The 26,403-nt window shown below is 64.0% G+C and carries 23 protein-coding genes and 2 rRNA genes; 9 read left to right on the top strand and 16 right to left on the bottom strand.

Annotated features, from left to right (window positions below; all coding sequences use genetic code 11):
• Positions 1-49: 49 nt before the first annotated feature.
• The 7 genes from ACDI39_RS12785 (at position 50) to ACDI39_RS12815 (ending at position 7,336) form a co-directional block, all read left to right on the top strand.
• Complete coding sequence (locus ACDI39_RS12785) at positions 50-1,252, top strand: ABC transporter substrate-binding protein (RefSeq protein WP_225789528.1); 1,203 nt, start codon at positions 50-52, stop codon at positions 1,250-1,252.
• A gap of 64 nt (positions 1,253-1,316) precedes the next feature.
• Positions 1,317-2,177, top strand: coding sequence for a branched-chain amino acid ABC transporter permease (locus ACDI39_RS12790; protein WP_225789527.1), 861 nt, complete (start codon positions 1,317-1,319; stop codon positions 2,175-2,177).
• Positions 2,178-2,179: 2 nt separating this feature from the next.
• Complete coding sequence (locus ACDI39_RS12795; protein WP_225789526.1) at positions 2,180-3,187, top strand: branched-chain amino acid ABC transporter permease; 1,008 nt, start codon at positions 2,180-2,182, stop codon at positions 3,185-3,187.
• On the top strand, positions 3,187-3,939 hold the full coding sequence (locus ACDI39_RS12800; RefSeq protein WP_225789525.1) for an ABC transporter ATP-binding protein: 753 nt from the start codon (positions 3,187-3,189) through the stop codon (positions 3,937-3,939). The genes ACDI39_RS12795 and ACDI39_RS12800 overlap by 1 nt, the downstream gene beginning before the upstream one ends.
• The gene (locus tag ACDI39_RS12805; RefSeq protein ID WP_225789524.1) at positions 3,939-4,634 is read left to right on the top strand and encodes an ABC transporter ATP-binding protein; all 696 of its coding nucleotides are present in this window, start codon (positions 3,939-3,941) and stop codon (positions 4,632-4,634) included. The genes ACDI39_RS12800 and ACDI39_RS12805 overlap by 1 nt, the downstream gene beginning before the upstream one ends.
• Before the next feature lie 13 nt (positions 4,635-4,647).
• A complete protein-coding gene (locus ACDI39_RS12810; protein WP_486538821.1) occupies positions 4,648-5,925 on the top strand; it encodes a Zn-dependent hydrolase in 1,278 nt (425 codons plus the stop codon).
• Position 5,926: 1 nt separating this feature from the next.
• On the top strand, positions 5,927-7,336 hold the full coding sequence (locus ACDI39_RS12815) for an amidase (RefSeq protein WP_486538823.1): 1,410 nt from the start codon (positions 5,927-5,929) through the stop codon (positions 7,334-7,336).
• A gap of 128 nt (positions 7,337-7,464) precedes the next feature.
• Here the strand turns inward: ACDI39_RS12815 and thiO are convergent, their stop codons facing one another.
• From thiO to ACDI39_RS12840, 5 genes are read right to left on the bottom strand one after another with little or no spacing between them, the layout of a single operon-like run.
• The gene (gene thiO / locus ACDI39_RS12820; protein WP_486538825.1) at positions 7,465-8,562 is read right to left on the bottom strand and encodes a glycine oxidase ThiO; all 1,098 of its coding nucleotides are present in this window, start codon (positions 8,560-8,562) and stop codon (positions 7,465-7,467) included.
• 33 nt (positions 8,563-8,595) lie between these two features.
• Positions 8,596-8,994 carry a type IV pilin protein gene (locus ACDI39_RS12825; RefSeq protein ID WP_225789521.1) on the bottom strand — a complete coding sequence of 133 codons (399 nt, stop codon included), beginning with the start codon at positions 8,992-8,994 and terminating at the stop codon, positions 8,596-8,598.
• Position 8,995: 1 nt separating this feature from the next.
• Positions 8,996-9,478 (bottom strand): hypothetical protein, encoded by a 483-nt coding sequence (locus ACDI39_RS12830; protein WP_225789520.1) that lies wholly within the window; start codon positions 9,476-9,478, stop codon positions 8,996-8,998.
• A complete protein-coding gene (locus ACDI39_RS12835; protein ID WP_410045281.1) occupies positions 9,475-10,140 on the bottom strand; it encodes a PilW family protein in 666 nt (221 codons plus the stop codon). Before ACDI39_RS12835 ends, ACDI39_RS12830 begins: the two co-directional genes overlap by 4 nt.
• The gene (locus ACDI39_RS12840) at positions 10,137-10,478 is read right to left on the bottom strand and encodes a type IV pilus modification PilV family protein (RefSeq protein ID WP_253091173.1); all 342 of its coding nucleotides are present in this window, start codon (positions 10,476-10,478) and stop codon (positions 10,137-10,139) included. The genes ACDI39_RS12835 and ACDI39_RS12840 overlap by 4 nt, the downstream gene beginning before the upstream one ends.
• Here ACDI39_RS12840 and ACDI39_RS12845 point away from each other — a divergent pair.
• The gene (locus ACDI39_RS12845) at positions 10,477-11,100 is read left to right on the top strand and encodes a GspH/FimT family pseudopilin (RefSeq protein ID WP_486538829.1); all 624 of its coding nucleotides are present in this window, start codon (positions 10,477-10,479) and stop codon (positions 11,098-11,100) included. The two genes, ACDI39_RS12840 and ACDI39_RS12845, sit on opposite strands and share 2 nt — an antisense overlap.
• Here the strand turns inward: ACDI39_RS12845 and ispH are convergent, their stop codons facing one another.
• The 6 genes from ispH to murJ all read right to left on the bottom strand — a co-directional run bounded on the left by ispH (position 11,101) and on the right by murJ (position 18,436).
• Positions 11,101-12,048 (bottom strand): 4-hydroxy-3-methylbut-2-enyl diphosphate reductase, encoded by a 948-nt coding sequence (ispH, locus tag ACDI39_RS12850; RefSeq protein WP_225789516.1) that lies wholly within the window; start codon positions 12,046-12,048, stop codon positions 11,101-11,103. It lies immediately after the preceding gene.
• A gap of 14 nt (positions 12,049-12,062) precedes the next feature.
• Positions 12,063-12,500, bottom strand: a complete 438-nt coding sequence (gene fkpB, locus ACDI39_RS12855; protein WP_225789515.1) for an FKBP-type peptidyl-prolyl cis-trans isomerase — start codon at positions 12,498-12,500, stop codon at positions 12,063-12,065.
• Positions 12,493-13,008, bottom strand: coding sequence for a signal peptidase II (gene lspA, locus ACDI39_RS12860; protein ID WP_225789514.1), 516 nt, complete (start codon positions 13,006-13,008; stop codon positions 12,493-12,495). Before lspA ends, fkpB begins: the two co-directional genes overlap by 8 nt.
• Positions 13,001-15,832: an isoleucine--tRNA ligase gene (ileS, locus tag ACDI39_RS12865; RefSeq protein WP_253080045.1), complete on the bottom strand. Its 2,832-nt coding sequence runs from the start codon at positions 15,830-15,832 to the stop codon at positions 13,001-13,003. Before ileS ends, lspA begins: the two co-directional genes overlap by 8 nt.
• Positions 15,829-16,779: a bifunctional riboflavin kinase/FAD synthetase gene (gene ribF / locus ACDI39_RS12870; protein WP_225789512.1), complete on the bottom strand. Its 951-nt coding sequence runs from the start codon at positions 16,777-16,779 to the stop codon at positions 15,829-15,831. Before ribF ends, ileS begins: the two co-directional genes overlap by 4 nt.
• Positions 16,780-16,897: 118 nt before the next feature.
• Positions 16,898-18,436 carry a murein biosynthesis integral membrane protein MurJ gene (gene murJ, locus ACDI39_RS12875; protein WP_486538833.1) on the bottom strand — a complete coding sequence of 513 codons (1,539 nt, stop codon included), beginning with the start codon at positions 18,434-18,436 and terminating at the stop codon, positions 16,898-16,900.
• 250 nt (positions 18,437-18,686) lie between these two features.
• Here murJ and rpsT point away from each other — a divergent pair, with 250 nt between their 5' ends.
• A complete protein-coding gene (gene rpsT / locus ACDI39_RS12880; protein WP_023382471.1) occupies positions 18,687-18,965 on the top strand; it encodes a 30S ribosomal protein S20 in 279 nt (92 codons plus the stop codon).
• 256 nt (positions 18,966-19,221) lie between these two features.
• Here the strand turns inward: rpsT and ACDI39_RS12885 are convergent, their stop codons facing one another.
• The 5 genes from ACDI39_RS12885 to ACDI39_RS12905 form a co-directional block, all read right to left on the bottom strand.
• Positions 19,222-21,522 carry a PqiB family protein gene (locus ACDI39_RS12885; protein WP_225789510.1) on the bottom strand — a complete coding sequence of 767 codons (2,301 nt, stop codon included), beginning with the start codon at positions 21,520-21,522 and terminating at the stop codon, positions 19,222-19,224.
• Positions 21,515-22,138: a paraquat-inducible protein A gene (locus ACDI39_RS12890; RefSeq protein WP_225789509.1), complete on the bottom strand. Its 624-nt coding sequence runs from the start codon at positions 22,136-22,138 to the stop codon at positions 21,515-21,517. Before ACDI39_RS12890 ends, ACDI39_RS12885 begins: the two co-directional genes overlap by 8 nt.
• Entirely contained in the window at positions 22,125-22,784 is a 660-nt protein-coding gene (locus tag ACDI39_RS12895) for a paraquat-inducible protein A (protein ID WP_225789508.1), read from the bottom strand. The genes ACDI39_RS12890 and ACDI39_RS12895 overlap by 14 nt, the downstream gene beginning before the upstream one ends.
• Before the next feature lie 308 nt (positions 22,785-23,092).
• Positions 23,093-23,208 (bottom strand): 5S ribosomal RNA (gene rrf, locus ACDI39_RS12900).
• 129 nt (positions 23,209-23,337) lie between these two features.
• Positions 23,338-26,228: ribosomal RNA gene (locus tag ACDI39_RS12905) — 23S ribosomal RNA — on the bottom strand.
• Between the last annotated feature and the right edge of the window lie 175 nt (positions 26,229-26,403).

Below are 26,403 nucleotides of genomic sequence, written 5' to 3' on the forward strand. Positions count from 1 at the left end.
GCTTTGCCATTGCCACTCCTGCCTAATAACCACAACCAAGGAGTTACCCATGCAAAGACGTACCCTGCTCAAGGCAGGCCTTGCCCTGGGTGCCCTCGGTAGCCTCCCCCTCGGGGCGCACCGGGCATTCGCCGACGAACCGCTGACCTTCTACGGGCTCAAGTCCATGTCCGGTGCCTTCGCCAGCTATGGCAAGTACGCCGACATGGGCTCGCGCCTGGCCATCGCCGAGCATCCCCAACTGCTCGGACGGCCCTTGAAGTACAAGGTTATCGACACCGAGGGCAACGCCGGCAAGGCAGTGCGCAAGGTACAGGAAGCCATCGGCCAGGATGGCGCCCGCTTCTTCCAGGGCTGCACCCTGTCGTCCTCGGCCCTGGCGGTGTCGAAGGAGATCCATAAGGCCGGTGGCGTGTTCATGACCCCAGTCGGCGCCGACGAGATCACCGGCAAGGACTGCAACGCCTCGACCTTCCGCTGGTCGGTGCCGACCTACGGGGCCATCCGCGAGACCCTGGTGCCGATGATCCGCCAACTGCCGCAGGCCAGGCGCTGGTACACCATCACCCCGCAGTACGTGTTCGGCGATGCCCTGCTGGACAACGCACGCAAGGTGTTCGCCGAGTTCGGCGTCGAGCACATCGGCAACAGTTACCACTCCCTGCAGGAACAGGAATTCTCCGGCTACCTGACCAACGCCATCGCTGCCAAGCCCGATGTGCTGGTACTGCTCAACTTCGGCAGCCAGTCGTCCAACGCCCTGCGCCAGGCGGTCAACTTCGGCATCAAGGAGCGCATGAAAGTACTGCTGGTGTGGTCGGCCGGCCTCGACCAGTTCCAGGAACTGGGCAGCGACGTACTGGAGGGCGTGTACCTGGGCGCACAGTACTGGCACCAGGTCGACACGCCGCTGAACAGGCACCTGGTCGAAGCCACGCGCAAGGCCTATGGCGTCAACCCCAACTACCCGCTGGCGGCCGACTACATCGGCACCAAGGTCATGCTCGAGGCCATCGCCAAGGCCGGCACCTTCGATGGCCCGAGCGTGGCCCGCACCCTCCAGGGCATGCGTTTCCAGGGCCCGACCGGCGACGAGCTGATCCGCCCGGGCGACCACCAGGTGCTCAAGGACTATTACCTGCTGCGCGGCAAACCCCAGGGCCAGATGCGCGACGAGGACGACCTGGCCGAGGTACTCAGTGCCGGCCGCTCGTTCATCGAGGTCGACCACACCGGTTGCGCCCTGGCCTGAGCCGCGGCGTTCGTCCCAACCATCCAGACATGCAGCCGCCCGGCGCGCTGCAGAGGGCACGTCCATGCTCGACTTGTACCTGTTCCAGCTGCTCAACGGCCTGGGCCTGGGGATGATCTACTTCCTCATCGCCGTGGGCCTGACGATCATTTTCGGCCTGCTCAACTTCGTCAATTTCGCCCATGGTGCGTTCTTCCTGCTCGGCGCCTACCTGTGCTACACCGCCGTGGCCCTGACCGGCAATTTCTGGCTGGCCCTGCTGCTGGCGCCACTGGCCGTCGCTGCGCTGGCGTGGGCCGTGGAGCGCATGCTGATCAAGCGCATCTACCACCTGCCGCATACCTTCCAGATCCTCGTCACCCTGGGGATAGCCCTGATCATCCAGGAAGCCTCGGTGCTGATCTGGGGCCCGGTCGGCAAACATATCGCGGTGCCGCCGGAGCTGCGCGGGGTGCTGATCGTCGGCGATTTCATCTACCCCTACTACCGCCTGTTCCTCATCGGCTTCGCCGCGCTGATCGGCCTGGGCCTGTGGCTGCTGTTGGAGCGCACGCGCTTCGGGGCGCTGGTGCGCGCCGGCAGTGAAAGCACCGAAACGGTCTCGCTGCTGGGCACCAACATCTTCCGCCTGTTCTCCCTGACCTTCGCTCTCGGCGTGGGCCTGGCCGGGGTCGCCGGGGTGCTGTTCGCTCCCTTGCGCGGCGCCCAGCCGTTCGTCGGCCCGGAGATCCTCGGCATCGCCTTCGTGGTGGTGGTGATCGGCGGCATGGGCTCGTTCGGCGGCGCCCTGGTAGGAGGCCTGCTGGTGGGCGTGGTGCAGAGCATGATGACCAGCCTCTGGCCGCAAGGCGCCAGCCTGATGATCTATGGCGCCATGGCGGCGGTGATCCTGGTACGTCCCTACGGCCTGTTCGGGAGAGCATGAAGATGAGCGAGAAAAATCCTTTGCCCGTGGCCAAGGGCCGCGCGCCGGCCCTGCTGGGCCTGGTGATCGTCACCCTGGTCGGCCTGCCACTGCTGCTGCCGTCGGCGACCCTGGCCACCGAGATCCTGATCTTTGCCCTGGCGGCGCTGGCCTGCAACCTGTTGCTGGGCTACACGGGCCTGCTGTCGTTCGGCCAGGGCATCTTCTTCGGCGTCGGGGCCTATGGTGCCTCGCTGCTGATGATCCACCTCAAGTGGGGGCTGTTCAGCGCCCTGCTCGGCGCGGCGGTGTTCGGCGCCTTCCTGGCGCTGCTGGTAGGCGCCCTGGCGATCCGCCGCAAGGGCATCTACTTCGTCATGCTGACCCTGGCCTTCAGCCAGATGGCCTACTTCCTGGCCTATACCCTGAGTGACTGGACCGGTGGCGACAACGGCCTGCTCGACGTACCACGGCCGAACATCCAGGTCGCCGGCCAGGTGCTGGTGGACCTGGCCGACCCACGGCACTTCTATGCCTTCGTCGCGGTGCTGTTCCTGCTGATCTTCGCCGGCGCCCTGCGGGTGATCCGCTCGCCGTTCGGCAGCACCCTGCTGGCGATCCGCGAGAACGAGACCCGCGCCGCGGCCATCGGCTACGACACCCGCCATTTCAAGATCCTGGTGTTCATGCTGTCCGGCGCCATCACCGGTATCGCCGGGGCGTTGTACGCGATGCTGCTGCACTTCGCGCCGCTGTCGAACATCGACCTGATGATGAGCGAGAACATCCTGATCATGACCATCGTCGGCGGCACCGGCTCGCTGTTCGGCTCCTTGCTGGGCGCCGGCGCCATCGTCGTGCTGGGCGACGTGTTGTCGGAACTGTGGCCGCGCTGGCTGATGCTGCTGGGGGCGATCCTGATCCTGGTGGTGGTGTTCATGCGCGGCGGGTTGTGGGGCGGCCTCGCCGAACTGGGCAAGCGCCTGTGCCCGAGCCGCCCGTTCAGCGCCAAGACCAAGGAGACCCTGTGATGAGCGACTACCTCCTGGAAACCCGTGGCCTGGAACTGGCCTACGGGCCGTTTCGCGCGGTCGACGGCGTCGACCTGAACGTGCGTGCCGGCACCATCCATACCGTCATCGGCCCTAATGGCGCCGGCAAGACCAGCCTGTTCCATTGCCTGACCGGCGAGCGCCAGGCCACTGGTGGCAAGATCCTGTTCAATGGCCAGGACATCCTGCGCAAGCCGTCCCATGGCCGGGTAGCGCTGGGCATGGCGCGCTCGTTCCAGCTCACCAGCCTGTTCCAGAACCTGTCGGTGCGCGAGAACCTGCGCCTGGCGGCCCAGGGCCGCGATGGCCTCGGTGCGCTGAACTTCTGGCGCAGCGTCGAGCACAAGCGCAGCCACTGGGACACCGCCGACCAGGTGCTCGAACGCCTCAAGCTCACCGCCCGCGCCGACACCCTGGCCGGCGAGTTGTCCCACGGCCAGCAGCGGGTGCTGGAGGTGGGCATGTCGATCTGCGCCCGCCCAACCCTGCTGATGCTCGATGAGCCCACCTCCGGGATGGGCATCGACGACATCCCGGTGATGACCGAGTTGATCAGCGACCTGGGCCGCGACCACACCGTGCTGCTGATCGAGCACAACATGAGCATCGTCATGTCGATCAGCCAGCGCATCACTGTCATGAGCCATGGCCAGATCCTGGTCGAAGGCACCCCGGACTTGGTGCGCAACGACGAGCGCGTGCGCACCGCCTACCTAGGAGAGGCCGCCTGATGCTCAACGTCGATTCGATCCATTCCTACTACGACAAGAGCCATGTGCTCGAAGGGGTCTCGCTGAAGGTCGAGGCCGGCGAACTGGTGACCCTGCTCGGGCGCAACGGCGCCGGCAAGACCACCACCCTGCGCAGCATCCTCGGCATCGTGCGGCCGCGCCAGGGGCAGATCACCTTCAATGGCCAGCCCCTGGTCGGCCGCGAGATCTTCGACATCGCCCGGCAAGGTATCGCGCTGGTGCCGGAGCATCGCGGGATCTTCCGCCAGCTCAGTGTCGAGGAAAACCTGAAGATCGCCGTGCGCAAGGACAGTCGTTGGCAATTGCAGGACGTATACGCCATGTTCCCGCGGCTAAAGGAACGGCGGCGTAATGGCGGTTTTGCCCTGTCGGGCGGCGAACAGCAGATGCTCGCCATCGCCCGCGCCCTGCTCAACGACCCCAGGCTGCTGGTCCTCGACGAACCCACCGAAGGCCTGGCACCGGTGATCGTCGACGAACTGGTGAGGATCCTGCGGCGGATCAAGGACGAAGGGCTGTCGATCCTGCTGGTGGAACAGAACCTGATGGTCTGCGACGCCCTCGCCGACCGTCACTACGTGCTCGAACAAGGTCGGGTGGCCTACCAGGGCAGCGCTGCACAGTTTCGCGCCGACCCGAGCATCAAGAATCGCTATCTGGCCCTGAGTGCCTGAAAGGAGACGGCCCATGAATACCCGTATCGATCCCTCGCGGCACCTGCTCGGCCAGGGCACGCTGGTCAACCGTGAACGCCTGTGGCAATCGCTGATGGACCTGGCCCGGCTCGGCGCCACGCCCAAGGGAGGCGTCTGCCGCCTGGCCCTGACCGACCTCGACCGCCAGGCCCGCGACCTGTTCGTGCACTGGAGCACCGAGGCGGGCTGCACTGTCAGCATCGATGCCATCGGCAATATCTTCGCCCGCCGCCCCGGACGCAATCCCAACCTGGCGCCAGTGATGACCGGCAGCCACATCGACACCCAGCCCACCGGCGGCAAGTTCGACGGTTGCTATGGGGTCATGGCCGGGTTGGAGGTGGTGCGTACCCTCAACGACCTGGGCCTTGCCACCGAGGCGCCGCTGGAGGTGGTGGTATGGACCAACGAGGAAGGCTCGCGCTTTCCGCCGTGCATGATGGGCTCGGGGGTGTTCGCCGGGAAGTTCGACCTGCAGGAGACCCTGGAGAAGGTCGACGACCAGGGCCTGTCGGTGGGCGCGGAGCTTACCCGCATCGGCTATGCCGGCCCCCGTGTGCCCACCGGCCATGCGGTCGGCGCCTACTTCGAGGCGCACATAGAGCAGGGCCCGGTGCTGGAAGACCTGCGCACCACCATCGGCGTGGTCCAGGGCTGCCTGGGACAGAAGTGGTTCGACCTGGTACTGACCGGCGTCGAGGCCCATGCCGGCCCTACCCCGATGCGCCTGCGCAAGGATGCCCTGGTCGGTGCCGCCGAGGTGGTCACCGCGGTCAACCGCATCGCCCACGCTCATCAGCCCCATGCCTGCGGTACCGTCGGCTGCCTGAACGTGCACCCAGCCTCGCGCAACGTGATCCCGGGCCAGGTGCAGATGACGATCGACCTGCGCCATCTCGACCCCGGCCACCTGGATGCCATGGTCGGCGAGGTACGCCAAACGATCGAGGCCTGCGCGGCCAAGCACGGCCTGCGCTTCGAGCTCACGCCCACCGCGGACTTCCCACCGTTGTACTTCGCCGAAGCGTGCGTCGATGCCGTGCGCCAGGGTGCCCGCGAGCTGGGCCTGAGCCACATGGACATCGTCAGTGGCGCCGGCCACGACGCGATCTTCCTCGCCGAGTTGGGCCCTGCAGGGATGATCTTCGTGCCCTGCGAAGGTGGCATCAGCCACAACGAGATCGAGAACGCTGCGCCGCAGGACCTGGCCGACGGCTGCGACGTGCTGCTGCGCGCCATGTTCCAGGCCGCCAACAAGGGAGCCCAATGAGATGACCAGCAAGACCTGCATCGGCGAACTGACCGCCCTCGAGTTGCTCGACCTGTACCAGCGCCGCCAGCTGTCTCCCGTGGAAGTGATCGACGATGTACTGGCGCGCATCGACCGCTACAACCCGGTGGTGAATGCCTACTGCCATGTGGATGGCGAAGGCGCCCGCGCCTCTGCCCGCGCCAGCGAGCAGCGCTGGCGGCGTGGCGAGCCCTGTGGCAGGCTGGATGGCCTGCCGACCTCGATCAAGGACCTTACCCTGACCCGCGGCATGCCGACCCGCAAGGGCTCACGGACCACGTCGGCGGCCGGGCCGTGGGAGGTGGATGCGCCATTCAGCGCGTTCATGCGCGAGGCCGGCGCAGTGCTGGTGGGCAAGACCACCACCCCGGAGTTCGGCTGGAAGGGCGTCACCGACAACCCGTTGTACGGCATCACCCGCAACCCCTGGGACACTCGCCTGACCGCCGGCGGCTCCTCGGGTGGCGCGGCCGCCGCGGCGGCGCTCAACCTCGGCGTGCTGCACCAGGGCAGCGACGCAGGCGGCTCGATCCGCATTCCCTGTGCCTTCACCGGCACCTTCGGCATCAAACCGACCTTTGGCTATGTGCCGCAGTGGCCGGCCAGTGCCATGACCCTGCTGTCGCACTTGGGGCCAATGACCCGCACGGTCGACGATGCCGTGCTGATGCTCGATTGCGTAGCCCAGCCGGATCCACGCGACGGCTTGGCCGGCGCGCCACGGCGAACGCCCTGGCTGGGCGACGAACAAAACCTGAGCGGTCTGCGCATCGCCTACAGTGCCGATTTCGGCTACGTGCAGGTCGATCCACAGATACAGGCGCTGGTGGCCCAGGCGGTGCAACGCCTGGCGCGGCTGGGCGCGCAGGTGGAGGAAGTTGACCCAGGGTTCGCCGACCCGCTGCAGGCGTTCAATACCTTGTGGTTCGCCGGTGCTGCCCGGCTGGCTGGCCAGCTCTCGGATGAACAGCGGGCGCTGCTCGACCCAGGGTTGCGGTGGCTCGCCGAACAAGGGGCGCGGATCGGCCTGGACGAGTACACCCTGGCCCTTGAGGCACGGGCGGAACTGGTGGCGCGGATGAACGCCTTCCACCAGCGTTACGACGTGCTGGTGTCACCGATGCTGCCACTGGTGGCTTTCGAAGCGGGGCACAACGTACCGCCAGGGTCGGCGATGGCGCAGTGGATGGAATGGACGCCGTTCAGCTACCCCTTCAACCTGACCCAGCAGCCAGCGGCCTCGGTGCCTTGCGGTTTTACCCGGGAAGGGCTGCCGGTGGGGTTGCAGGTGGTGGCCGGGCGGTTTGCCGATGAGCAGGTGCTGAGGGTGTGCAAGGTCTATGAACAGCACTATCCGAGCCGGCATTTGCAGGAACCGGTCGTTGGTTGAGGGGCTGTGCGTTGAACCCTGTTCGCGGCGGTTCGGCGCCCCGGGATCGAGTCAGCCACAGAGTGTGTGATTTGCGGGAGGGCTTGATCTCTCGAGTGGCGTTGGGGGCTGCTTTGCAGCCCCAGTCTTCAGCCCAGGCGCCCTGCCGGGGCATAGGGCACCGGATCGATGATCGGCTGGCTGCCGGTCAATAGGTCGGTGAACAACTGGCACGACGCCGGCGCCAGCACCAGCCCGTTGCGGTAATGCCCGCAGTTCAGCCATAACCCCTCATGCCCCGGCACCGGGCCGATGTAGGGAATACCTTCGGGCGACCCCGGACGCAGCCCGGCCCAGTGCGCCACCGGGGTGGCATCGGCCAACGCCGGCAGGAGTTCGACCGCCGAGGCCTTGAGGCTTTCCAGCGCGTCCACGGTCGGGGTCTTGTCGTAGCCAGCATGTTCCAAGGTACTGCCGACCAGGATGTGCCCGTCGCGCCGTGGGATGGCATAGCGTCCCTTGGCCAGGACCATGCTCGGCAGGAAGTCCTCGGCACACTTGAACAGGATCATCTGGCCCTTCACCGGCTCCACCGGCAGCGCCAGGCCGAGGGTGCGCAACAACTCGCCGCTCCAGGCACCCGCGCAGAGCACCACGTCATCGGCCGCCAGCACGCCTTCGGCGGTGTGCACACCGGTGACCCGCCCGCCTTCCTGGCGGAACCCGGTGACCTGGCAGTGCTCGCGCAAGGTCACGTTAGGCAGGGCCTGCAGGGCTGCCTTCAACGATTTCACCAGGCGTGGGTTACGCACGTTGGCTACACCCGCCATGTAGATGGCGCGCGTGAAGCCTGGGCCGAGCACCGGCACCGCATCGTAGGCCGCCGAGATATCCACGGCGCTCAGTGGCCGCTGCTCGCGCCTGGCCCAGGCCAGGGCCTCGGCCTCGTCGTCCAGGTCCAACCAGTACAGGCCGGTGGTGTGCACCTCGGGGTCGATCCCCGTGCTCGCGTACAGGCGCTCGCCCAGCTGTGGATAGAAATCCTGCGACCAGTGCGCCAGTGCCGTCACCGCCGGGCTGTAGCGCCAGGGGTACAGGGGCGAGACGATACCGCCACCGGCCCAGGACGACTCGCGCCCCACTTCACCCTGGTCGCACACCACCACCTGGCCGACCTTGGGCGCCAGGTTGAACGCTGTCAGCAGGCCAATGACCCCGCCACCGACAATCACTACTTGCTTGCTCATCCGTCGATCCACTACCTGAAATAAACGCGACCTTCAGCTACCCCAACAGCCCTCGGCGGGCTCGACAGCCCCCGGATTGCTCCGCACGCCGGCCTGGTCGAGCTGGTAGTCACCACAACCATCGTCCGCCATCAGAGCGCCGGGCAGGCGCCTGGCGAGCAGGCGGAAACTGTCGTCGCCACGCTCTGCCTGCAGGCTGTAGTAGCGGCTGCCGGCGGGCAATGGCGTCTGCTGCTGGTCACTGTCGGCATACTGGCCGGTACGTGCATGGTGGCGCTCCAGGCGCAGGGCGGCATCGTGCAGCAGGCCGACCACTTCGCTTCGCGCGGCACGTCTCAACGGGTCGTGGTAACTGGGGTAGGCAATGGCTGCCAGAATGCCGGTCACGGCCACGACAATCAACAATTCGATCAGGCTCAGGCCTTGCTGCATGTCATTGTCCTCTCAATCGCTGGCGCCACAGAAGCCGCCGTGGCGCTACAGCCTGGTCGGCCTGCAGGGCGTACACAGCCTCCAGCACATGCCGCGCCTGGCGCTCGCGGCTGACGGCGGTGACCCTGTAGAGGGTCACCTGCACACCTTCAGGGACCTGTGCCGCCAGGGCGCTTTCGCCCAGGTTCTGTAACAGGAAGAATCCGTTTTCCGTACGCTGCCATGACAGGTCCCCGCCCTGCACATCATGGGCGTCAGGAGGCGGCAGGCAGGCCTGGCAAGGTGCCGGAGGCGCCAGCAGCAACCGGGCCGCCCCCTCGAGCAAGGCTGCTTCGGCCTGCTCCAGGGCTCGTGCGTTCGCCAGCAGCAGGCCGCCCAGGCGCGCCTGGATCAGGGCATCGTGCAGGGCCGAAGCACTGAGCAGCCCCAGCAACAGGCTGAGCAGAAGCCCCACCAGCAGGACCATGCCGCGCTGGCGCCTCATGGTTCGGGCAACCGGTTGCGCAGGGCCACGCTCAGCTCGTGCTGCAACTCGATCCGCTGTTGCGGCTCGAACAGCGTCAGTTGCAGGTCCACGCGCCCGCCCTCCGCCGTCGGCACCAAGGTCGCACGCAGGTCGCGAACGTGGTCGATCAACGCCTCGGCCTGACTGCCGCTCATCCGTCTCAAGTTGCCCGCACGCAGTTGATAGGTGATCCGGGCGATGGGGAATGCCAATGTCCGCTCGTTGCCGGGGTGGCGCCCTTCCTTGACCTGCGCCCAACTGCGGCAATCGGTCAGCAAGGTCCAGGCTGGCTGCCTGGCGCTGCCCGGCAGTTGCTCCAGCACCAGGCTCAGGCTGTCCAGGCGCCCATCGCCGGCCAGGGTGATCCGTAGCGGTTGGGCAAACGCCTGGGCGGCAGCGGCCGTATCGAACGTGATCGCCTGTTGGCGCAGGCACCCGGACATGCCTGTCATGCGGATGTCCTGGGCCATTCTGTGCAGCGCCAGCCGGGCATCGTCCTGCAGGCGTGCCGCCGCGCCTTGCAGGCGCCAGGCCTGGTAGGCGGCGACGAACACCTGGCTCGCTGCCGCCAGCAGCATCAGGCCCAGCGCCAACGCCAACAATGCTTCCAGCAGGCCAAAACCGGCCTGGGCCCTGCTCATGGCAGTACCCTGCCCTGCAGGCTGACGGACTGTTGCGTCCCCTCCCGGGCCTCCAGCCAATGGATTTCCAGCACGACGTTCGCCCCGCTACGCCGCACCCGCCCCTCGGCTGCCCCACCGAGCACCTGCCGGATTCGTGCCTGCCAGCCGGCCTGCTCGCCCGCCTCCAACCGGCCCGCCGCCCTCGCCCGCTCGAGCAGCCCCTGCGCCAGGTGGATCGCCTGGCTATCGCGCCGCGTGTTGTCGAGCACCTGCAAGGCACGCACTTGCAAGGCGGCGGTGGCGAACAGCCCGAGCGCCAGTACTCCCATCGCCAGCAACACCTCCAGCAACGTCATGCCGCATTCCTTTGTCCGCATCCTGCGCCTCCTGCGAATTTTCCCTGCCGCCCTCTCCTACCCGGCCGACTGGACCTTCTGCCCATCGGCCTCGAAGCTACAGCGAAGCACTTCCAGGGAGGAATGCACGGTGAAGCAACAGGGAGTAACACTGATACAAACCCTGTGCGCGCTGGCGCTGGTCAGCCTGCTGACACAGGTGGGCATACCGGCCTACAACCATCTCAGCGAAGGCCTGCACCAGGCCGCTGCGGCCCGCGAGCTGGCACATGCACTGCGCAATGCACGCGGCCATGCCTTGCTGCGACAGCAAACGGTGCTGGTTCGGGCACTGCAAAACGACTGGGGGATCGGCTGGCGTACGCTGCTGGCGCACGATGGGCAATTGCTGCACGAGCGACGCCTGGGCCGCAGGCTCAAGGTCGTCGGTAACCTGGGCAATGAAGTGAAATTCAGTGGCTTGGGGGTTCCGCTGCGTGGCAACGGCGCGTTTCTGGGGGGCACCTTCGAGATCTGCCAGGGCACCACGCAAGCGAGTCATTTGCAGGTGGTGCTCGCCCCCAGCGGCAGGATCAGCCTGCGCACCGGGACGGCTGATCCGCCACTGTGCGCAGGCCGCTGATCAGATCAGCGAGCGAACCCGCAGCTCCTTGGGCATGGAGAAGGTGATGTTCTCCTCGCGGCCATCGAGCTCTTCGGCGCCGCTGGCGCCCCAGGCCCTGAGCTGGTCGATCACGCCACGCACCAGCACCTCGGGGGCCGAGGCGCCAGCGGTGATGCCGATACGCGCGACGCCCTCGAACCAGCCTTGCTGCAAGTCCTCGGCACCGTCGATCAGGTAGGCCGGGGTACCCATGCGCTCGGCCAGTTCGCGCAGGCGGTTGGAGTTGGAGCTGTTGGGGCTGCCGACCACCAGGACCACATCGCACTCGCCGGCCAGTTGCTTGACCGCATCCTGGCGGTTCTGGGTGGCATAGCAGATATCGTCCTTGCGTGGCCCGCCGATGTTCGGAAAGCGCGCGCGCAGGGCATCGATGACCCGGCTGGTGTCGTCCATCGACAGGGTGGTCTGGGTGACGAAGGCCAGGTGATCCGGGTCGCGCACCTGCAGGTTGGCGACATCCTGCTCGTCCTCGACCAGGTAGATCGAGCCGCCATTGCTGGCGTCGTACTGGCCCATGGTGCCCTCGACCTCCGGATGCCCGGCATGGCCGATGAGGATGCATTCCCGGCCGTCGCGGCTGTACTTGGCCACCTCGATGTGCACCTTGGTGACCAGCGGGCAGGTGGCATCGAACACCTTGAGGCCGCGGCCGGCCGCTTCCTGGCGCACGGCCTGGGAAACACCGTGGGCGCTGAAGATGACGATGACATCGTCCGGCACCTGGTCGAGTTCTTCGACGAAAATAGCACCGCGATTGCGCAGGTCTTCGACCACGAACTTGTTGTGCACCACTTCGTGGCGCACGTAGATCGGCGGGCCGAAGACTTCCAGGGCCCGGTTGACGATCTCGATCGCCCGGTCGACCCCCGCGCAGAAGCCGCGAGGGTTGGCGAGTTTGATTTGCATGCTCGGCTCCAGGCTTACAGCGCCTTCACCTCGAGGATCTCTACCTCGAAGTTCAGGGTCTTGCCAGCCAGTGGGTGATTGAAGTCGATGGTCACCTGGTTGTCGTCGAAAGCCTTGACCACGCCCGGCAACTCGGCGTTGGCGGCATCGTTGAAGATCACCAGCAGGCCTTCGGAAAGCGCCATGTCGGTGAACTGCGAGCGCGGCATCACCTGCACGTTCTGCGGGTTCGGCTGGCCGAAGGCGTTCTCCGGAGCGATGGTCAGGGTGCGCTTGTCACCGGCCTTGAAGCCGAACAGGGCGGCTTCGAAGCCGGGCAGCAGGTTACCATCACCGACCTTGAAGCAGGCCGGTGCCTTGTCGAAGGTGCTGTCGACGGTGTCGCCGTTTTCCAGGTGCAACGCGAAGTGCAGGGTGACTTCGGTGTTCTGGCCGATACGGGTCTCAGTCATGGACAGGTTCTCCGGACTTCTTGCTCTTGAACATATCCAGCGCCAACATCACCGCGCCAACGGTAATGGCACTGTCGGCCAGGTTGAAGGCCGGGAAATACCAGCGGTTCTGCCAGTGCACCAGGATGAAGTCGACCACGTGCCCCAGCACGATGCGGTCGTACAGGTTGCCCAGCGCGCCCCCCAGCACCAGGGCCAGGGCGATGGCCAGCCAGGTCTCGTTGCGCCCCAGGCGCTTGAGCCAGACCACCAGCACCGCGCTGACCACCAGGGCGATCAGGGCGAACAGCCAGCGCTGCCAGCCGGAGCTGTCGGCGAGGAAGCTGAAGGCGGCGCCGGTGTTGTAGGCCAGGGTCCAGCTGAAGTAGTCGGGGATGACCACGATCTGCTGGTACAGGCTCAGGGCACCCTCGAAATAGACCTTGGTGGCCTGGTCGAGGACCAGGACCACCAGGCTCAGCCAGAGCCAGGCAAGGCGCCCGAAGCGCCCCGCAGCAGGGTTAGGCATAGTGACGCACCTCGCCGGAACCGCTGATGTTGTCTACGCAACGGCCACAGATCTCCGGGTACTCCGGATGGCTGCCGACGTCGGCGCGGAAGTGCCAGCAGCGGCCGCACTTGGCATGGCCGGACTTGACGACTTTCAGCTTGAGGCCTTCGACCTCGGTTGTCACGGCATCGGCCGGCGCCTGGACGAACGGCACCACGCTGGCGGCGGAGGTGATCAGCACGAAGCGCAGCTCGTCGCCCAGCTTGGCCAGGTCGGCGCTGAGCCCTTGCTCGGCGAACAGGGTCACCTCGGCCTGCAGGTTGCCGCCGATGGCCTTGGCCGCGCGCTGGTTCTCCAGCTCCTTGTTGACCGCCGCCTTGACCGCCATGACGCGATCCCAGTAGGCGCGATTCAGCTCGAAGCCTTCGGGCAGCTCGGCCAGGCCTTCATACCAGGTGTTGAGCATGACCGACTCGTTGCGCTCGCCTGGCAGGTACTGCCAGATCTCGTCGGCGGTGAACGCCAGGATCGGCGCGATCCAGCGCACCAGGGCCTCGCTGATGTGGTACAGCGCGGTCTGGCAGGAGCGGCGGGCGACGCTGTTGGCACCAGTGGTGTACTGACGGTCCTTGATGATGTCGAGGTAGAAGCCGCCCAGCTCCTGGACGCAGAAGTTGTGCACCTTGGAATAGACGTTCCAGAAGCGGTACTCGCCGTAGTGCTCTTGCAGCTCGCGCTGCAGCAGCAGGGTACGGTCGACCGCCCAACGGTCCAGCGCCAGCATCTCTTCGGCCGGCAGCAGGTCACGGGCCGGGTCGAAGCCGGTCAGGTTGGAGAGCAGGAAGCGTGCGGTGTTGCGGATACGGCGGTAGGCGTCGGCACTGCGCTGCAGGATCTGCTCGGACACGGCCATCTCGCCGGAATAGTCGGTGGCGGCGACCCACAGGCGCAGGATGTCGGCACCCAGGGTGTCGTTGACCTTCTGCGGCTCGATGGTGTTGCCCAGCGACTTGGACATCTTGCGGCCGCTCTCGTCCACGGTGAAGCCGTGGGTCAGCAGTTCGCGGTACGGCGCGTGGTTGTCGATGGCGCAGCCGGTCAACAGCGAGGAATGGAACCAGCCACGGTGCTGGTCGGAACCTTCCAGGTACAGATCGGCGCGCGGTCCGGTGGCGTGGCCGATGTCATGGGAGCCGCGCAGCACATGCCAGTGGGTGGTGCCGGAGTCGAACCAGACGTCCAGGGTATCGGTGATCTTGTCGTACTGGGCGGCTTCATCACCGAGCAGCTCGGCGGCGTCCAGCTTGAACCAGGCCTCGATGCCTTCCTGCTCGACGCGCTTGGCCACTTCCTCCATCAGCTCGACGGTGCGTGGGTGCAGCTCGCCGGTCTGCTTGTCGAGGAAGAACGGGATCGGCACGCCCCAGTTGCGCTGACGCGAGATGCACCAGTCGGGACGGTTGGCGATCATCGCGTGCAGACGCGCCTGGCCCCAGGACGGCACGAACTTGGTTTCTTCGATGGCCTTGAGGGCGCGCTCGCGCAGGGTATCGCCGCTGTTGGGCTGGCGGTCCATGCCGACGAACCACTGGGCGGTGGCACGGTAGATCAGTGGGGTCTTGTGGCGCCAGCAATGCATGTAGCTGTGGCTGATGGTCTCGGTGTGCATCAGCGCGCCGACTTCGCGCAGCTTCTCGACGATGGCCGGGTTGGCCTTCCAGATGAACTGGCCGCCGAAGAATTCCAGCGAGGGCACGTACACGCCGTTGCTCTGCACCGGGGTGAGGATGTCGTCGTTGAGCATGCCGTAGCGCTTGCAGGTGACGAAGTCATCCTCGCCGTAGGCTGGCGACGAGTGCACCACGCCGGTACCGGCGCCCAGCTCGACGTAGTCGGCCAGGTAGATCGGCGACAGGCGGTCGTAGAACGGGTGGCGGAAGTTGATCAGCTCCAGCGCCGAGCCCGGCGCGGTGGCGATCACCGAACCTTCCAGGCCATAGCGCCCGAGGCACGACTCGACCAGTTCCTCGGCCAGCACCAGCAGGCGCTCGCCGGTATCGACCAGGGCGTAGTTGAACTCCGGATGGATGTTCAGCGCCTGGTTGGCCGGGATGGTCCAGGGGGTGGTGGTCCAGATCACGATGGCGGCCGGCTTGGCCAGGCTCGCCAGGCCGAAGGCAGCGGCCAGCTTGTCGGCATCGACGACCTCGAAGGCCACGTCGATGGTCTGGGATTTCTTGTCGGCGTACTCGACCTCGGCCTCGGCCAGGGCCGAGCCGCAGTCGAAGCACCAGTTCACGGGCTTGAGGCCCTTGAACACGAAGCCTTGCTTGACCATCTCGGCCAGGGCGCGGATCTCGCCGGCCTCGTTGGCGAAGTTCATGGTCTTGTAGGGGTTGTCCCAGTCACCCAGCACGCCCAGGCGGATGAACTCGGTCTTCTGCCCTTCGATCTGCTCGGCGGCGTAGGCGCGGCACAGCTCGCGGGTCTGGTCCGGGGACAGGTGCTTGCCGTGGGTGACCTCGACCTTGTGCTCGATCGGCAGGCCGTGGCAGTCCCAACCCGGCACGTAGGGCGCGTCGAAGCCCGACAAGGTCTTGGAGCGGACGATCATGTCCTTGAGGATCTTGTTCAGCGCATGACCGATGTGGATCTTGCCGTTGGCATAGGGCGGGCCGTCGTGCAGGACGAACTTCGGACGGTCCTTGCCAATCTCGCGCAGCTTCTGGTACAGGCCAATGCTGTCCCAGCGCTGCAGGATCTGCGGTTCGCGCTGAGGCAGGCCGGCCTTCATCGGGAAGGCGGTGTCCGGAAGGTTTAGCGTGGCTTTGTAGTCGGTCATTTCAGGCTCTTCGTTAGCGGTTGAGCGTGCCAGTGGGCACGTGCGGCGGCGATGTCCGCGTCGATCGCCGACTTCAGCGCCTCCAGGGAGGCGAATCGCTGCTCCTCGCGCAGCTTGTGGTGGAACTCCACCGTCAGGCGCCGGCCATACAGGTCGCCGGCGAAATCCAGGAGGTGAATCTCCAGATGGGGGCGCCCGTCACCGGCGACGGTGGGCCGTACCCCGATGTTGGCGACACCTGGCCAGACCTGGCCATCGATCTCGGCGCTGGTCAGGTAGACCCCGCTCAGCGGCACGCGGCGGCGCTTGAGCTGGATATTGGCGGTCGGCGTGCCGAGCTGGCGGGCCAGCTTCTGGCCGTGCAGCACCCGGCCGCTGATGCAATAGGGGCGGCCCAGCAGGTGCTCGGCCAGCACGAAGTCGGCGTTGGCCAGGGCATTGCGCACTTCGGTGCTGCTGACCCGCAGGCCGTCCCGCTCGACGGTATTGGCGGCCTCGACGGTGAAGCCATGCTGGCGCCCGGCCTCGACCAGGAAGGCGAAGTCGCCAGAGCGGTCGCAGCCGAAGCGGAAATCGTCGCCGACCTCCAGGTGACGCACGCCCAAGCCGTCGACCAGGATGGTCTCGACGAATTCATCGGCGCCGAGCTTGCTCAGGCGCTGGTTGAAGGCCAGGCACAGCACCCGGTCGATGCCCTCGGCGGCGAGCAGCTCGATCTTGTCGCGCAGGCGGGCCAGGCGGGCGGGGGCGGTATCGGGGGCGAAGTACTCGCGCGGCTGCGGCTCGAAGATCACCACGCAGGTCGGCAGGCCAAGTTCCTGCCCACGTTCGCGCAGGCGCCCCAGGATCGCCTGGTGGCCCCGGTGAACCCCGTCGAAGTTGCCAATGGTGGCGACACAGCCCCGGTGCTCGGGGCGCAGGTTGTGAAGTCCTCGAACCAGCTGCATAACGCGCTTCTTGCTCATAAAGTGGCCGATTATAACCACACCCGGGCGCCGGTGACAGGCAGCAGCGCCACAGTGGGGCGTGGAATGCGAAAAACCGACGCCTGGCCCGCTCCTCGCCTCAGTGCAAGGCCTTGCGGGCGAAGTGCCGCGGGCGGAAACCGCACAGGAGCAGGCAGCCGAAATAGGTCAGCACGCCTGCCAGGATCAACCCACCCAGGCGCAGGAAGCGCTCGGGCATGTTGCCCTGCGCCCAGGCGGGCATGTAGTGCATCCCCACCAGCAGCACCGCAGACATCAGCAACACCGCCAGGACCAGCTTGGCCAGGAACAGGGGCCAGCCCGGCTGTGGCTGGAACAACTGCTGGCTGCGCAGTTTCCAGTACAACAGGCCTGCGTTGAGGCAGGCGCCGAGGCTGATCGCCAGGGCAAGGCCGGCATGCTTGAGCGGGCCGATCAAGGCCAGGTTGAACAGCTGGGTGCAGACCAAGGTGAAGATCGCGATCTTCACCGGCGTGCGGATATTCTGCTGCGCATAGAAGCCGGGGGCCAGCACCTTGACCAGGATGATCGCCAACAGGCCGACGGAATAGGCGATCAGCGCCCGCTGGGTCATGGCGGCGTCGAAGGCGGTGAACTTGCCGTACTGGAACAGCGCCACGGTCAGCGGCTCGGCGAGGATCGCCAGGGCCAGGGTGCAGGGCAGCACCAGCAGGAAGCACAGGCGCAGGCCCCAGTCGAGGATCCGCGAGTACTCCTGGCGGTCACGGTTGGCGTAGGTCTTGGCCAGGGTCGGCAGCAGTATCGTGCCCAGGGCCACGCCCAGCACCCCCGAAGGCAGCTCCATCAGGCGATCGGCGTAGTACATCCAGGAGACCGACCCGGCTACCAGGAACGAGGCGAAGACGGTGTTGATGATCAGCGAGATCTGGCTGACGGATACCCCGAGGATCGCCGGCAGCATCTGCTTGAGTACCCGCCAGACGCCGGTGTCGCGCAGGTTCAGGCGCGGCAGCACGAGCATGCCGATCTTCTTCAACGCGGGCAGTTGGTACAGCAGTTGCGCCAGGCCGCCGGCCAGCACGCCCCAGGCCAGGGCCATGATCGGCGGGTCGAAGTACGGGGTCAGCAGCACGGCGAAGGCGATCATCGCCACGTTCAGCAGGGTCGGCGTGAACGCCGGAACCGAGAAGCGGTTCCAGGTATTGAGGATCGCCCCGACCAGCGAGGACAGCGAGATCAGCAATATATAAGGAAAGGTCACCCGCAGCAGCGCGGTGGTCAGCTCGTATTTCTCGGCGCTGTCGACGAAACCGGGCGCGGTGACCCAGACCACCCAGGGCGCGGCGAGGATACCCAGGGCGGTGACCAAGGCCAGGGACAGGGTCAGCAAGCCGCTGACATAGGCGATGAAGGTTCGGGTCGCCTCCTCGCCCTGCTGGGTCTTGTATTCGGCCAGGATCGGCACGAAGGCCTGGGAAAAGGCGCCCTCGGCGAAGATCCGGCGCAGCAGGTTGGGCAGTTTGAAGGCGATGAAGAAGGCGTCGGTGGCGATGCCGGCACCGAACACCCGCGCCAGGATGGTATCGCGGACGAACCCCAGCACCCGGGAAATCATGGTGATGGAGCTGACCGCGGCCAGGGATTTGAGCAGGTTCATCGAAAAGTTTCACGCCTGGGACGGAGAGCGCTGCCAGAAGGCGCGCGAATATGCGATACTTGCGCGTCTATGCAGGGCAAGCCAAAACTCCCGAGTTTACAGGTCGCTGCGCAGAAAGGAATCATTCCTTCGCGCTTGCGCTCCACTCGGCGGAACCCTGCAAGTGGCCTTGACATCCGCTCGACTGATCGGCATGATTCGCGGCCTATTTTGTTTGCTATTTACCTAAAGTCTTTCGAGGAGCTCGACGGTGGCCAACACACCTTCCGCCAAGAAACGTGCAAAACAGGCTGAGAAGCGTCGCAGCCACAACGCCAGCCTGCGTTCCATGGTCCGTACCTACATCAAGAATGTAGTCAAGGCCATCGACGCAAAAGACGCCGAAAAAGCGCAAGCCGCCTACATTCTGGCTGTGCCTGTAATCGACCGTATGGCCGACAAGGGCATCATCCACAAGAACAAGGCTGCTCGCCACAAAGGCCGTCTGAATGGCCACATCAAGGCGCTGAAAGAAGCTGCAGCTGCCTAAGCGACACGCTTGTCGAAAAACCGACCCTAGGGTCGGTTTTTTGTTGCCTGTGATTTGTGTTCATTGCCATCGATAACGGGTGCCTAAGCTGGCCTGTTCTCCGGCAAGCCCGCGCACATAGGGCCCCTGTAAACCGCGTCATTCTCGGTCGACTCGCACCCTGTGGGAGCCGGCTTGCCGGCGATGGGCTGCAAAGCAGCCCCAGGCTTACAACCCTACCTGACCACCGGCCAGCACCGAAGCCCGACCTTAGGCCTCACTTCGCGATCTGGATCTTCGGTGCCCACTGCAGCCACTCATCCTCCGGCTTGTCGAACAAGGCAAAGGTCTGCTGCGGGCGTGCCGGGTTACCCATCTTCTCGCCATCGGGCGTTGCGAAAGCAATGCCGCCGTCGATCAAGGTCTCCAGGGACTCGGTGCGCACCGTGGCGCCCTTGAACAACCCCCAGTCGAAGCCGAAGCCGCTGCTGTTCCAGAACCGGCTGCCACCCCGGACCAACGCCGCATAGCGAGGCTCGATGAGGATGTGGATCAGCACCCGGTCGGCGGTCTGCCCCAGCTCGAAGCCGGTGACCTTGCCCACCGTGACCTCGCGATAGGTCACCGGTACGCCCGGCTTGATCGAGCCACGGCGCGGTGCGCTGAGCGTCAGCGGCAGGCCGGCTTGCTGCGCGACCGCTTCCGGGGCCTCGGGCAGAGCGATGAAATCACGCTGCGGCCCCCTGTCCTGCACTGCCGGCTGGACTTCCAGGTACTGGCCACCCACCAAGGTATCGAGGTTCTCGGTACGCACCAGGCCGAAGGCCGGCTTGACCACCCAGAAGCGCGTACCGGCCCGGGCGATGCGCTCCTGCGCGGCGGTGATGCGTGCCCTGAGCAGGACTGCCTGCAGGTCCGCGGTCAGGTCGACGCTCTCGATGCTGCCCACGTCCAGGCCGCGGAAGCGAATCGGGGTGCCCGGCTTCAGGCCATCGGCGCGATCGACACGGATGGTGATGAGGGTACCGGCGCGATCGGCGGCCTCCTGGCTCTCGTGCAGGCGAAAGCGTGGAATGCGCCGCTTCAGGGGCACGTCGGCCCTGGGCGTGTCGAAGGCGATGCCACCGGCCATGAGGGTCTGCAGCGACTCGCTCTTGATCTTGATCCCCGACAACCCGCCGGAGAGGGTGATGCCGCTGGCGTTCCAGAAGCGTGTGGAGCCGTTGACCAGGTTCGCATACTCCTTCTCGATGTGCACCCCGATCAGAATGCGCTTGCTGTCGCGGGCGAACTGGTAGCTCTGCACACTGCCGACCTTGACCTGGCGATAGGTCACCGGGCTGCCGACTTCGAGGGAGCCGAGGGTGTCGGCGAACAGCACCATGTGCAGACCCGGGGCCTTGAGGTCCAGCGGCGGCGCCTTTGCCCGCGCCTCGAACTCACGCTGCGGCCTGGCCCCCTTCTCGCCCGGACGAATGGCGATGTAGTTGCCCTTCACCAAGGCTTCCAGGCCGGTGATGCCGGCCAGGGAGATGGAGGGCTTGACCACCCAGAACTGGGTGCCATCGACCAGGTAGTCTTCGGCCAGCGGATCCAAGGTCAGCTCGGCCGAGGCGCTGGACAGGTCTTCCTCGATCTTCAGGGTCTTCAGCGAACCGACCTGGATCCCCTTGTACATGACCGGCGTACGACCGGCCTGCAGGCCCTCGTAGTCGCTCAGCTTGACCTTGACGCGGATCCCCGCCTGGGCGGCGTCGAAATCCTCGTACAGGCGGAACGGTAGGCTCGGGTCGGTGGGCGGGCTGTCCTTGCGGTGCTCGGGCGTGGCGAAGGCGATGCCGCCGGCGACGATGCTGGCAAGGGATTCGCTGCGCAGCTTCACACCAGACAGGTCGGCGTCGATACTGATGCCGCTGGCGTTCCAGAACCGCGTGTGCTTGCGCACCAGGTTGGCGTAGGCCGGCTCGATGAAGACCTTGACCTCTACTGTGTCCTGGTCCTCGGAGAGGCGGTAGCTCTTCACCCGACCGACTTGGATTTGCTTGTAGAACACAGGGCTGTCGCGGTTGAGCGAACCGAGGCGATCAGCCTTGAGGGTCAGGTGCAGGCCCGGCTCGCTGTCGGACAACGGCGGCGCCTCCGACAAGGCGGTGAACTGCTTGGTCTTCTCGCCTTCGCCTGGGCTCACGGCGATGTAGTTACCCGATACCAGGGTTTCCAGGCCGGAGATGCCAGCCAGGCTGACGCTCGGCTTGACCAGCCAGAAGCGCGTCCCGGTGGTCAGGTGCGGCTCCGCAGCCTTGTTCATCTCGACGGTGGCGATAACCCCGGTGCCGTCGCCTTCGACATCGAGCACCAGGCTCTTCACCTTGCCGACCGACATGCCCTTGTAGATGACTTCGGTCTTGTTGGCGACGATGCCCTCGCCGGTGAGGAAGCGGACCTGGATCTCCACACCGGCGTCACGGTAGGCCTGCCAGGCCAGCCAGCCACCGATCACCAAAGCGATCAGCGGCAGGATCCAGATGGCCGACCAATTCGAAGCTGGGCGGGTTTTAGCCGTAGGCATGTCACTCATGGTCGTCATCCGACTCCGTATTGTCCCAGATCAGTCGGGGATCGAAAGTTAAGGCTGCGAGCATCGTCAAGATCACCACGGAGGCGAAGGCGACGGCGCCCAGGTTGGCTTCGACACTGGCGATGCGGCCAAAATTCACCACCGCCACGAGGATGGCGATGACGAAAATATCCAGCATGGACCAGCGTCCGATGAATTCGATGAAGCGGTACATCAGGATCCTCTGCCGCGCCGACAAGGGCTGGTGACGCTGCACCGAGTAGAGCAGCAGGCCGATGCCGACCAGCTTGAAGGTCGGCACCAGGATGCTGGCGATGAACACCACCGCGGCGATCGGCAACATGCCGTGCTTGAGCAAGGTGATGACGCCGGACATGATGGTGTCCGGGCTGCCCTGGCCCAAGGCGCTCACCGTCATGATCGGCAGCACGTTGGCGGGGATGTAGAGGATCGAGGCCGTGATGAGCAGGGCCCAGGTGCGCACGATGCTGTTGGGGCGGCGCGCATGGACCACGGCGCCGCAGCGGGTGCAGGTCTGAGAGTCGCCGCCAGGCACCTGCCGGTTCAGCTCATGGCATTCATTGCAGACCAGGATGCCTGCATCAATCGCCCGCATGGATATCCTCCCCTGACAGGGCGATCCAGATCTGGTGTGGCGACATCACCACTTCCAGCCATACCTGGACCAGCAGCAGGCTGATGAAACAGAAAAGGCCAAGGCCTATGGTCAGCTCCGCCAGGTCGACCAACTTGACGATGGCCACCAGGACGCCCATGAAGTACACCTCGAGCATGCCCCAGTCACGCAGGTGGTGATAGATGCGGTAGAACAGCAGGCCATGGCTGCGTCCGATGTTCAGGCGAATGCTCAGCAACACGACCAGTTGGCACAGCAGCTTGAGCAAGGGGATGGCCATGCTGCACAGGAACACCACCACGGCGACGCCGCGCATCTGCGAGTTGTACAGGCCGACGACGCCACTCCAGACGGTGTCGTCGGAGGTCTGGCCGAGCAGGTGCAACTGCATGATGGGCAGGAAGTTGGCAGGCACATAGAGCAGCAGGGCCGTCAACACCAGCGCCAGGCTGCGATTGACCACGTTATGGCGGTGGGCGTAGAGCTCGTAGCCGCAGCGGGGGCAATGGGCCTTTTCGTCATTCTGCAGCACTGGCTTGCGCATCAGCAGGTCGCATTCGTGACAGGCCACGAGTTCGTCCAGCGGTAATTGGGGCAGCGCTTCGGGATCGACAGGATTGGGCATATCGAAGGTCTGAATGGATACGTGGGCCCTATTCTAGTGTTCTGGCTCGAAGAAAGGGACACCTGGCGGGTTGAACGAAAGGCTTGCATAGGCAAAGTTGGAGGGGTGGCGGCTGAGCTGGCCTTTGGGGCCGCTTCGCGCCCCATCGCCGGCAAGCCGGCTCCCACAGGGATGGCGCTGGCTTGCAGGTCTGCGCTGTACCTGTGGGAGCTGGCTTGCCAGCGATGGGGCCACCGCCAATCCCCAGCCCAGCGCCAGAAAGACAAAACCCCTACCTGCTCGCGCAGATAGGGGTTTTGCGAAATGAATCTTGACGATGACCTACTCTCACATGGGGAAACCCCACACTACCATCGGCGATGCATCGTTTCACTGCTGAGTTCGGGATGGGATCAGGTGGTGCCAATGCTCTATGGTCGTCAAGAAATTCTGTTGCCAGAACATCCAGATGGACACTCCAGCCAATTCGGATACGTGATCTTTGTGGTTGCGAACTTTCGGCCTTGCGTCTTCACCACCGCAATCCGCTGCACGCAAATTGCTTGGGTGTTATATGGTCAAGCCTCACGGGCAATTAGTATCGGTTAGCTCAACGCCTCACAGCGCTTACACACCCGACCTATCAACGTCGTAGTCTTCGACGGCCCTTCAGGGGGTTCAAGACCCCAGTGAGATCTCATCTTGAGGCGAGTTTCCCGCTTAGATGCTTTCAGCGGTTATCTCTTCCGAACATAGCTACCCGGCAGTGCCACTGGCGTGACAACCGGAACACCAGAGGTTCGTCCACTCCGGTCCTCTCGTACTAGGAGCAGCCCCTCTCAAATCTCAAACGTCCACGGCAGATAGGGACCGAACTGTCTCACGACGTTCTAAACCCAGCTCGCGTACCACTTTAAATGGCGAACAGCCATACCCTTGGGACCGGCTTCAGCCCCAGGATGTGATGAGCCGACATCGAGGTGCCAAACACCGCCGTCGATATGAACTCTTGGGCGGTATCAGCCTGTTATCCCCGGAGTACCTTTTATCCGTTGAGCGATGGCCCTTCCATACAGAACCACCGGATCACTAAGACCTACTTTCGTACCTGCTCGACGTGTGGGTCTCGCAGTCAAGCGCGCTTTTGCCTTTATACTCTGCGACCGATTTCCGACCGGTCTGAGCGCACCTTCGTACTCCTCCGTTACTCTTTGGGAGGAGACCGCCCCAGTCAAACTACCCACCATACACTGTCCTCGATCCGGATCACGGACCTGAGTTAGAACCTCAAGGTTGCCAGGGTGGTATTTCAAGGATGGCTCCATGGGAACTGGCGTCCCCACTTCAAAGCCTCCCACCTATCCTACACAAGCAAGCTCAAAGTCCAGTGCAAAGCTATAGTAAAGGTTCACGGGGTCTTTCCGTCTAGCCGCGGATACACTGCATCTTCACAGCGATTTCAATTTCACTGAGTCTCGGGTGGAGACAGCGCCGCCATCGTTACGCCATTCGTGCAGGTCGGAACTTACCCGACAAGGAATTTCGCTACCTTAGGACCGTTATAGTTACGGCCGCCGTTTACCGGGGCTTCGATCAAGAGCTTCGCTTGCGCTAACCCCATCAATTAACCTTCCGGCACCGGGCAGGCGTCACACCCTATACGTCCACTTTCGTGTTTGCAGAGTGCTGTGTTTTTAATAAACAGTCGCAGCGGCCTGGTATCTTCGACCGACATGGGCTTACGGAGCAAGTCCTTCACCCTCGCCGGCGCACCTTCTCCCGAAGTTACGGTGCCATTTTGCCTAGTTCCTTCACCCGAGTTCTCTCAAGCGCCTTGGTATTCTCTACCCGACCACCTGTGTCGGTTTGGGGTACGGTTCCCGGTTATCTGAAGCTTAGGAGCTTTTCTTGGAAGCATGGCATCAACCACTTCGCGCTCTAAAGAGCACTCGTCATCAGCTCTCGGCCTTGAGATCCCGGATTTGCCTAAGATCTCGGCCTACCACCTTAAACTTGGACAACCAACGCCAAGCTGGCCTAGCCTTCTCCGTCCCTCCATCGCAATAACCGGAAGTACAGGAATATTAACCTGTTTTCCATCGACTACGCTTTTCAGCCTCGCCTTAGGGACCGACTAACCCTGCGTCGATTAACGTTGCGCAGGAAACCTTGGTCTTTCGGCGTGGATGTTTTTCACACCCATTGTCGTTACTCATGTCAGCATTCGCACTTCTGATACCTCCAGCAAGCTTCTCAACTCACCTTCACAGGCTTACAGAACGCTCCTCTACCGCGTCACCTAAGTGACACCCGTAGCTTCGGTGCATGGTTTGAGCCCCGTTACATCTTCCGCGCAGGCCGACTCGACTAGTGAGCTATTACGCTTTCTTTAAAGGATGGCTGCTTCTAAGCCAACCTCCTAGCTGTCTAAGCCTTCCCACATCGTTTCCCACTTAACCATGACTTTGGGACCTTAGCTGACGGTCTGGGTTGTTTCCCTTTTCACGACGGACGTTAGCACCCGCCGTGTGTCTCCCATGCTCGGCACTTGCTGGTATTCGGAGTTTGCATCGGTTTGGTAAGTCGGGATGACCCCCTAGCCGAAACAGTGCTCTACCCCCAGCAGTGATACATGAGGCGCTACCTAAATAGCTTTCGAGGAGAACCAGCTATCTCCGAGCTTGATTAGCCTTTCACTCCGATCCACAGGTCATCCGCTAACTTTTCAACGGTAGTCGGTTCGGTCCTCCAGTCAGTGTTACCTAACCTTCAACCTGCCCATGGATAGATCGCCCGGTTTCGGGTCTATACCCAGCGACTAAACGCCCTATTAAGACTCGCTTTCGCTACGCCTCCCCTATTCGGTTAAGCTCGCCACTGAATATAAGTCGCTGACCCATTATACAAAAGGTACGCAGTCACCTAACAAAGTAGGCTCCCACTGCTTGTACGCATACGGTTTCAGGTTCTATTTCACTCCCCTCTCCGGGGTTCTTTTCGCCTTTCCCTCACGGTACTGGTTCACTATCGGTCAGTCAGTAGTATTTAGCCTTGGAGGATGGTCCCCCCATGTTCAGACAAAGTTTCTCGTGCTCCGTCCTACTCGATTTCACTGACAAGAGATTTTCGTGTACGGGGCTATCACCCACTATGGCCGCACTTTCCAGAGCGTTCCACTAATCTCAAGCCAGCTTAAGGGCTGGTCCCCGTTCGCTCGCCACTACTAAGGGAATCTCGGTTGATTTCTATTCCTCAGGGTACTTAGATGTTTCAGTTCCCCTGGTTCGCCTCTTGCACCTATGGATTCAGTACAAGATACCTAGGTTATCCTAGGTGGGTTCCCCCATTCAGAGATCTCCGGATCACAGTCTGTTTGCCGACTCCCCGAAGCTTATCGCAGGCTACCACGTCTTTCATCGCCTCTGACTGCCAAGGCATCCACCGTATGCGCTTCTTCACTTGACCATATAACCCCAAGCAATCTGGTTATACTGTGAAGACGACATTCGCCGAAAATTCGCATGTCGCTCTTTCGAGCGGAACTCACAAATTTTACCTTAGCCTGATGCCACACCAGTGAAAGTGCGTCATCAGTCTTTCTATCACATATCCGAATTTTTAAAGAACGATCTGACAAAAG

The organism is Pseudomonas sp. Tun-23181 (assembly GCF_057415455.1).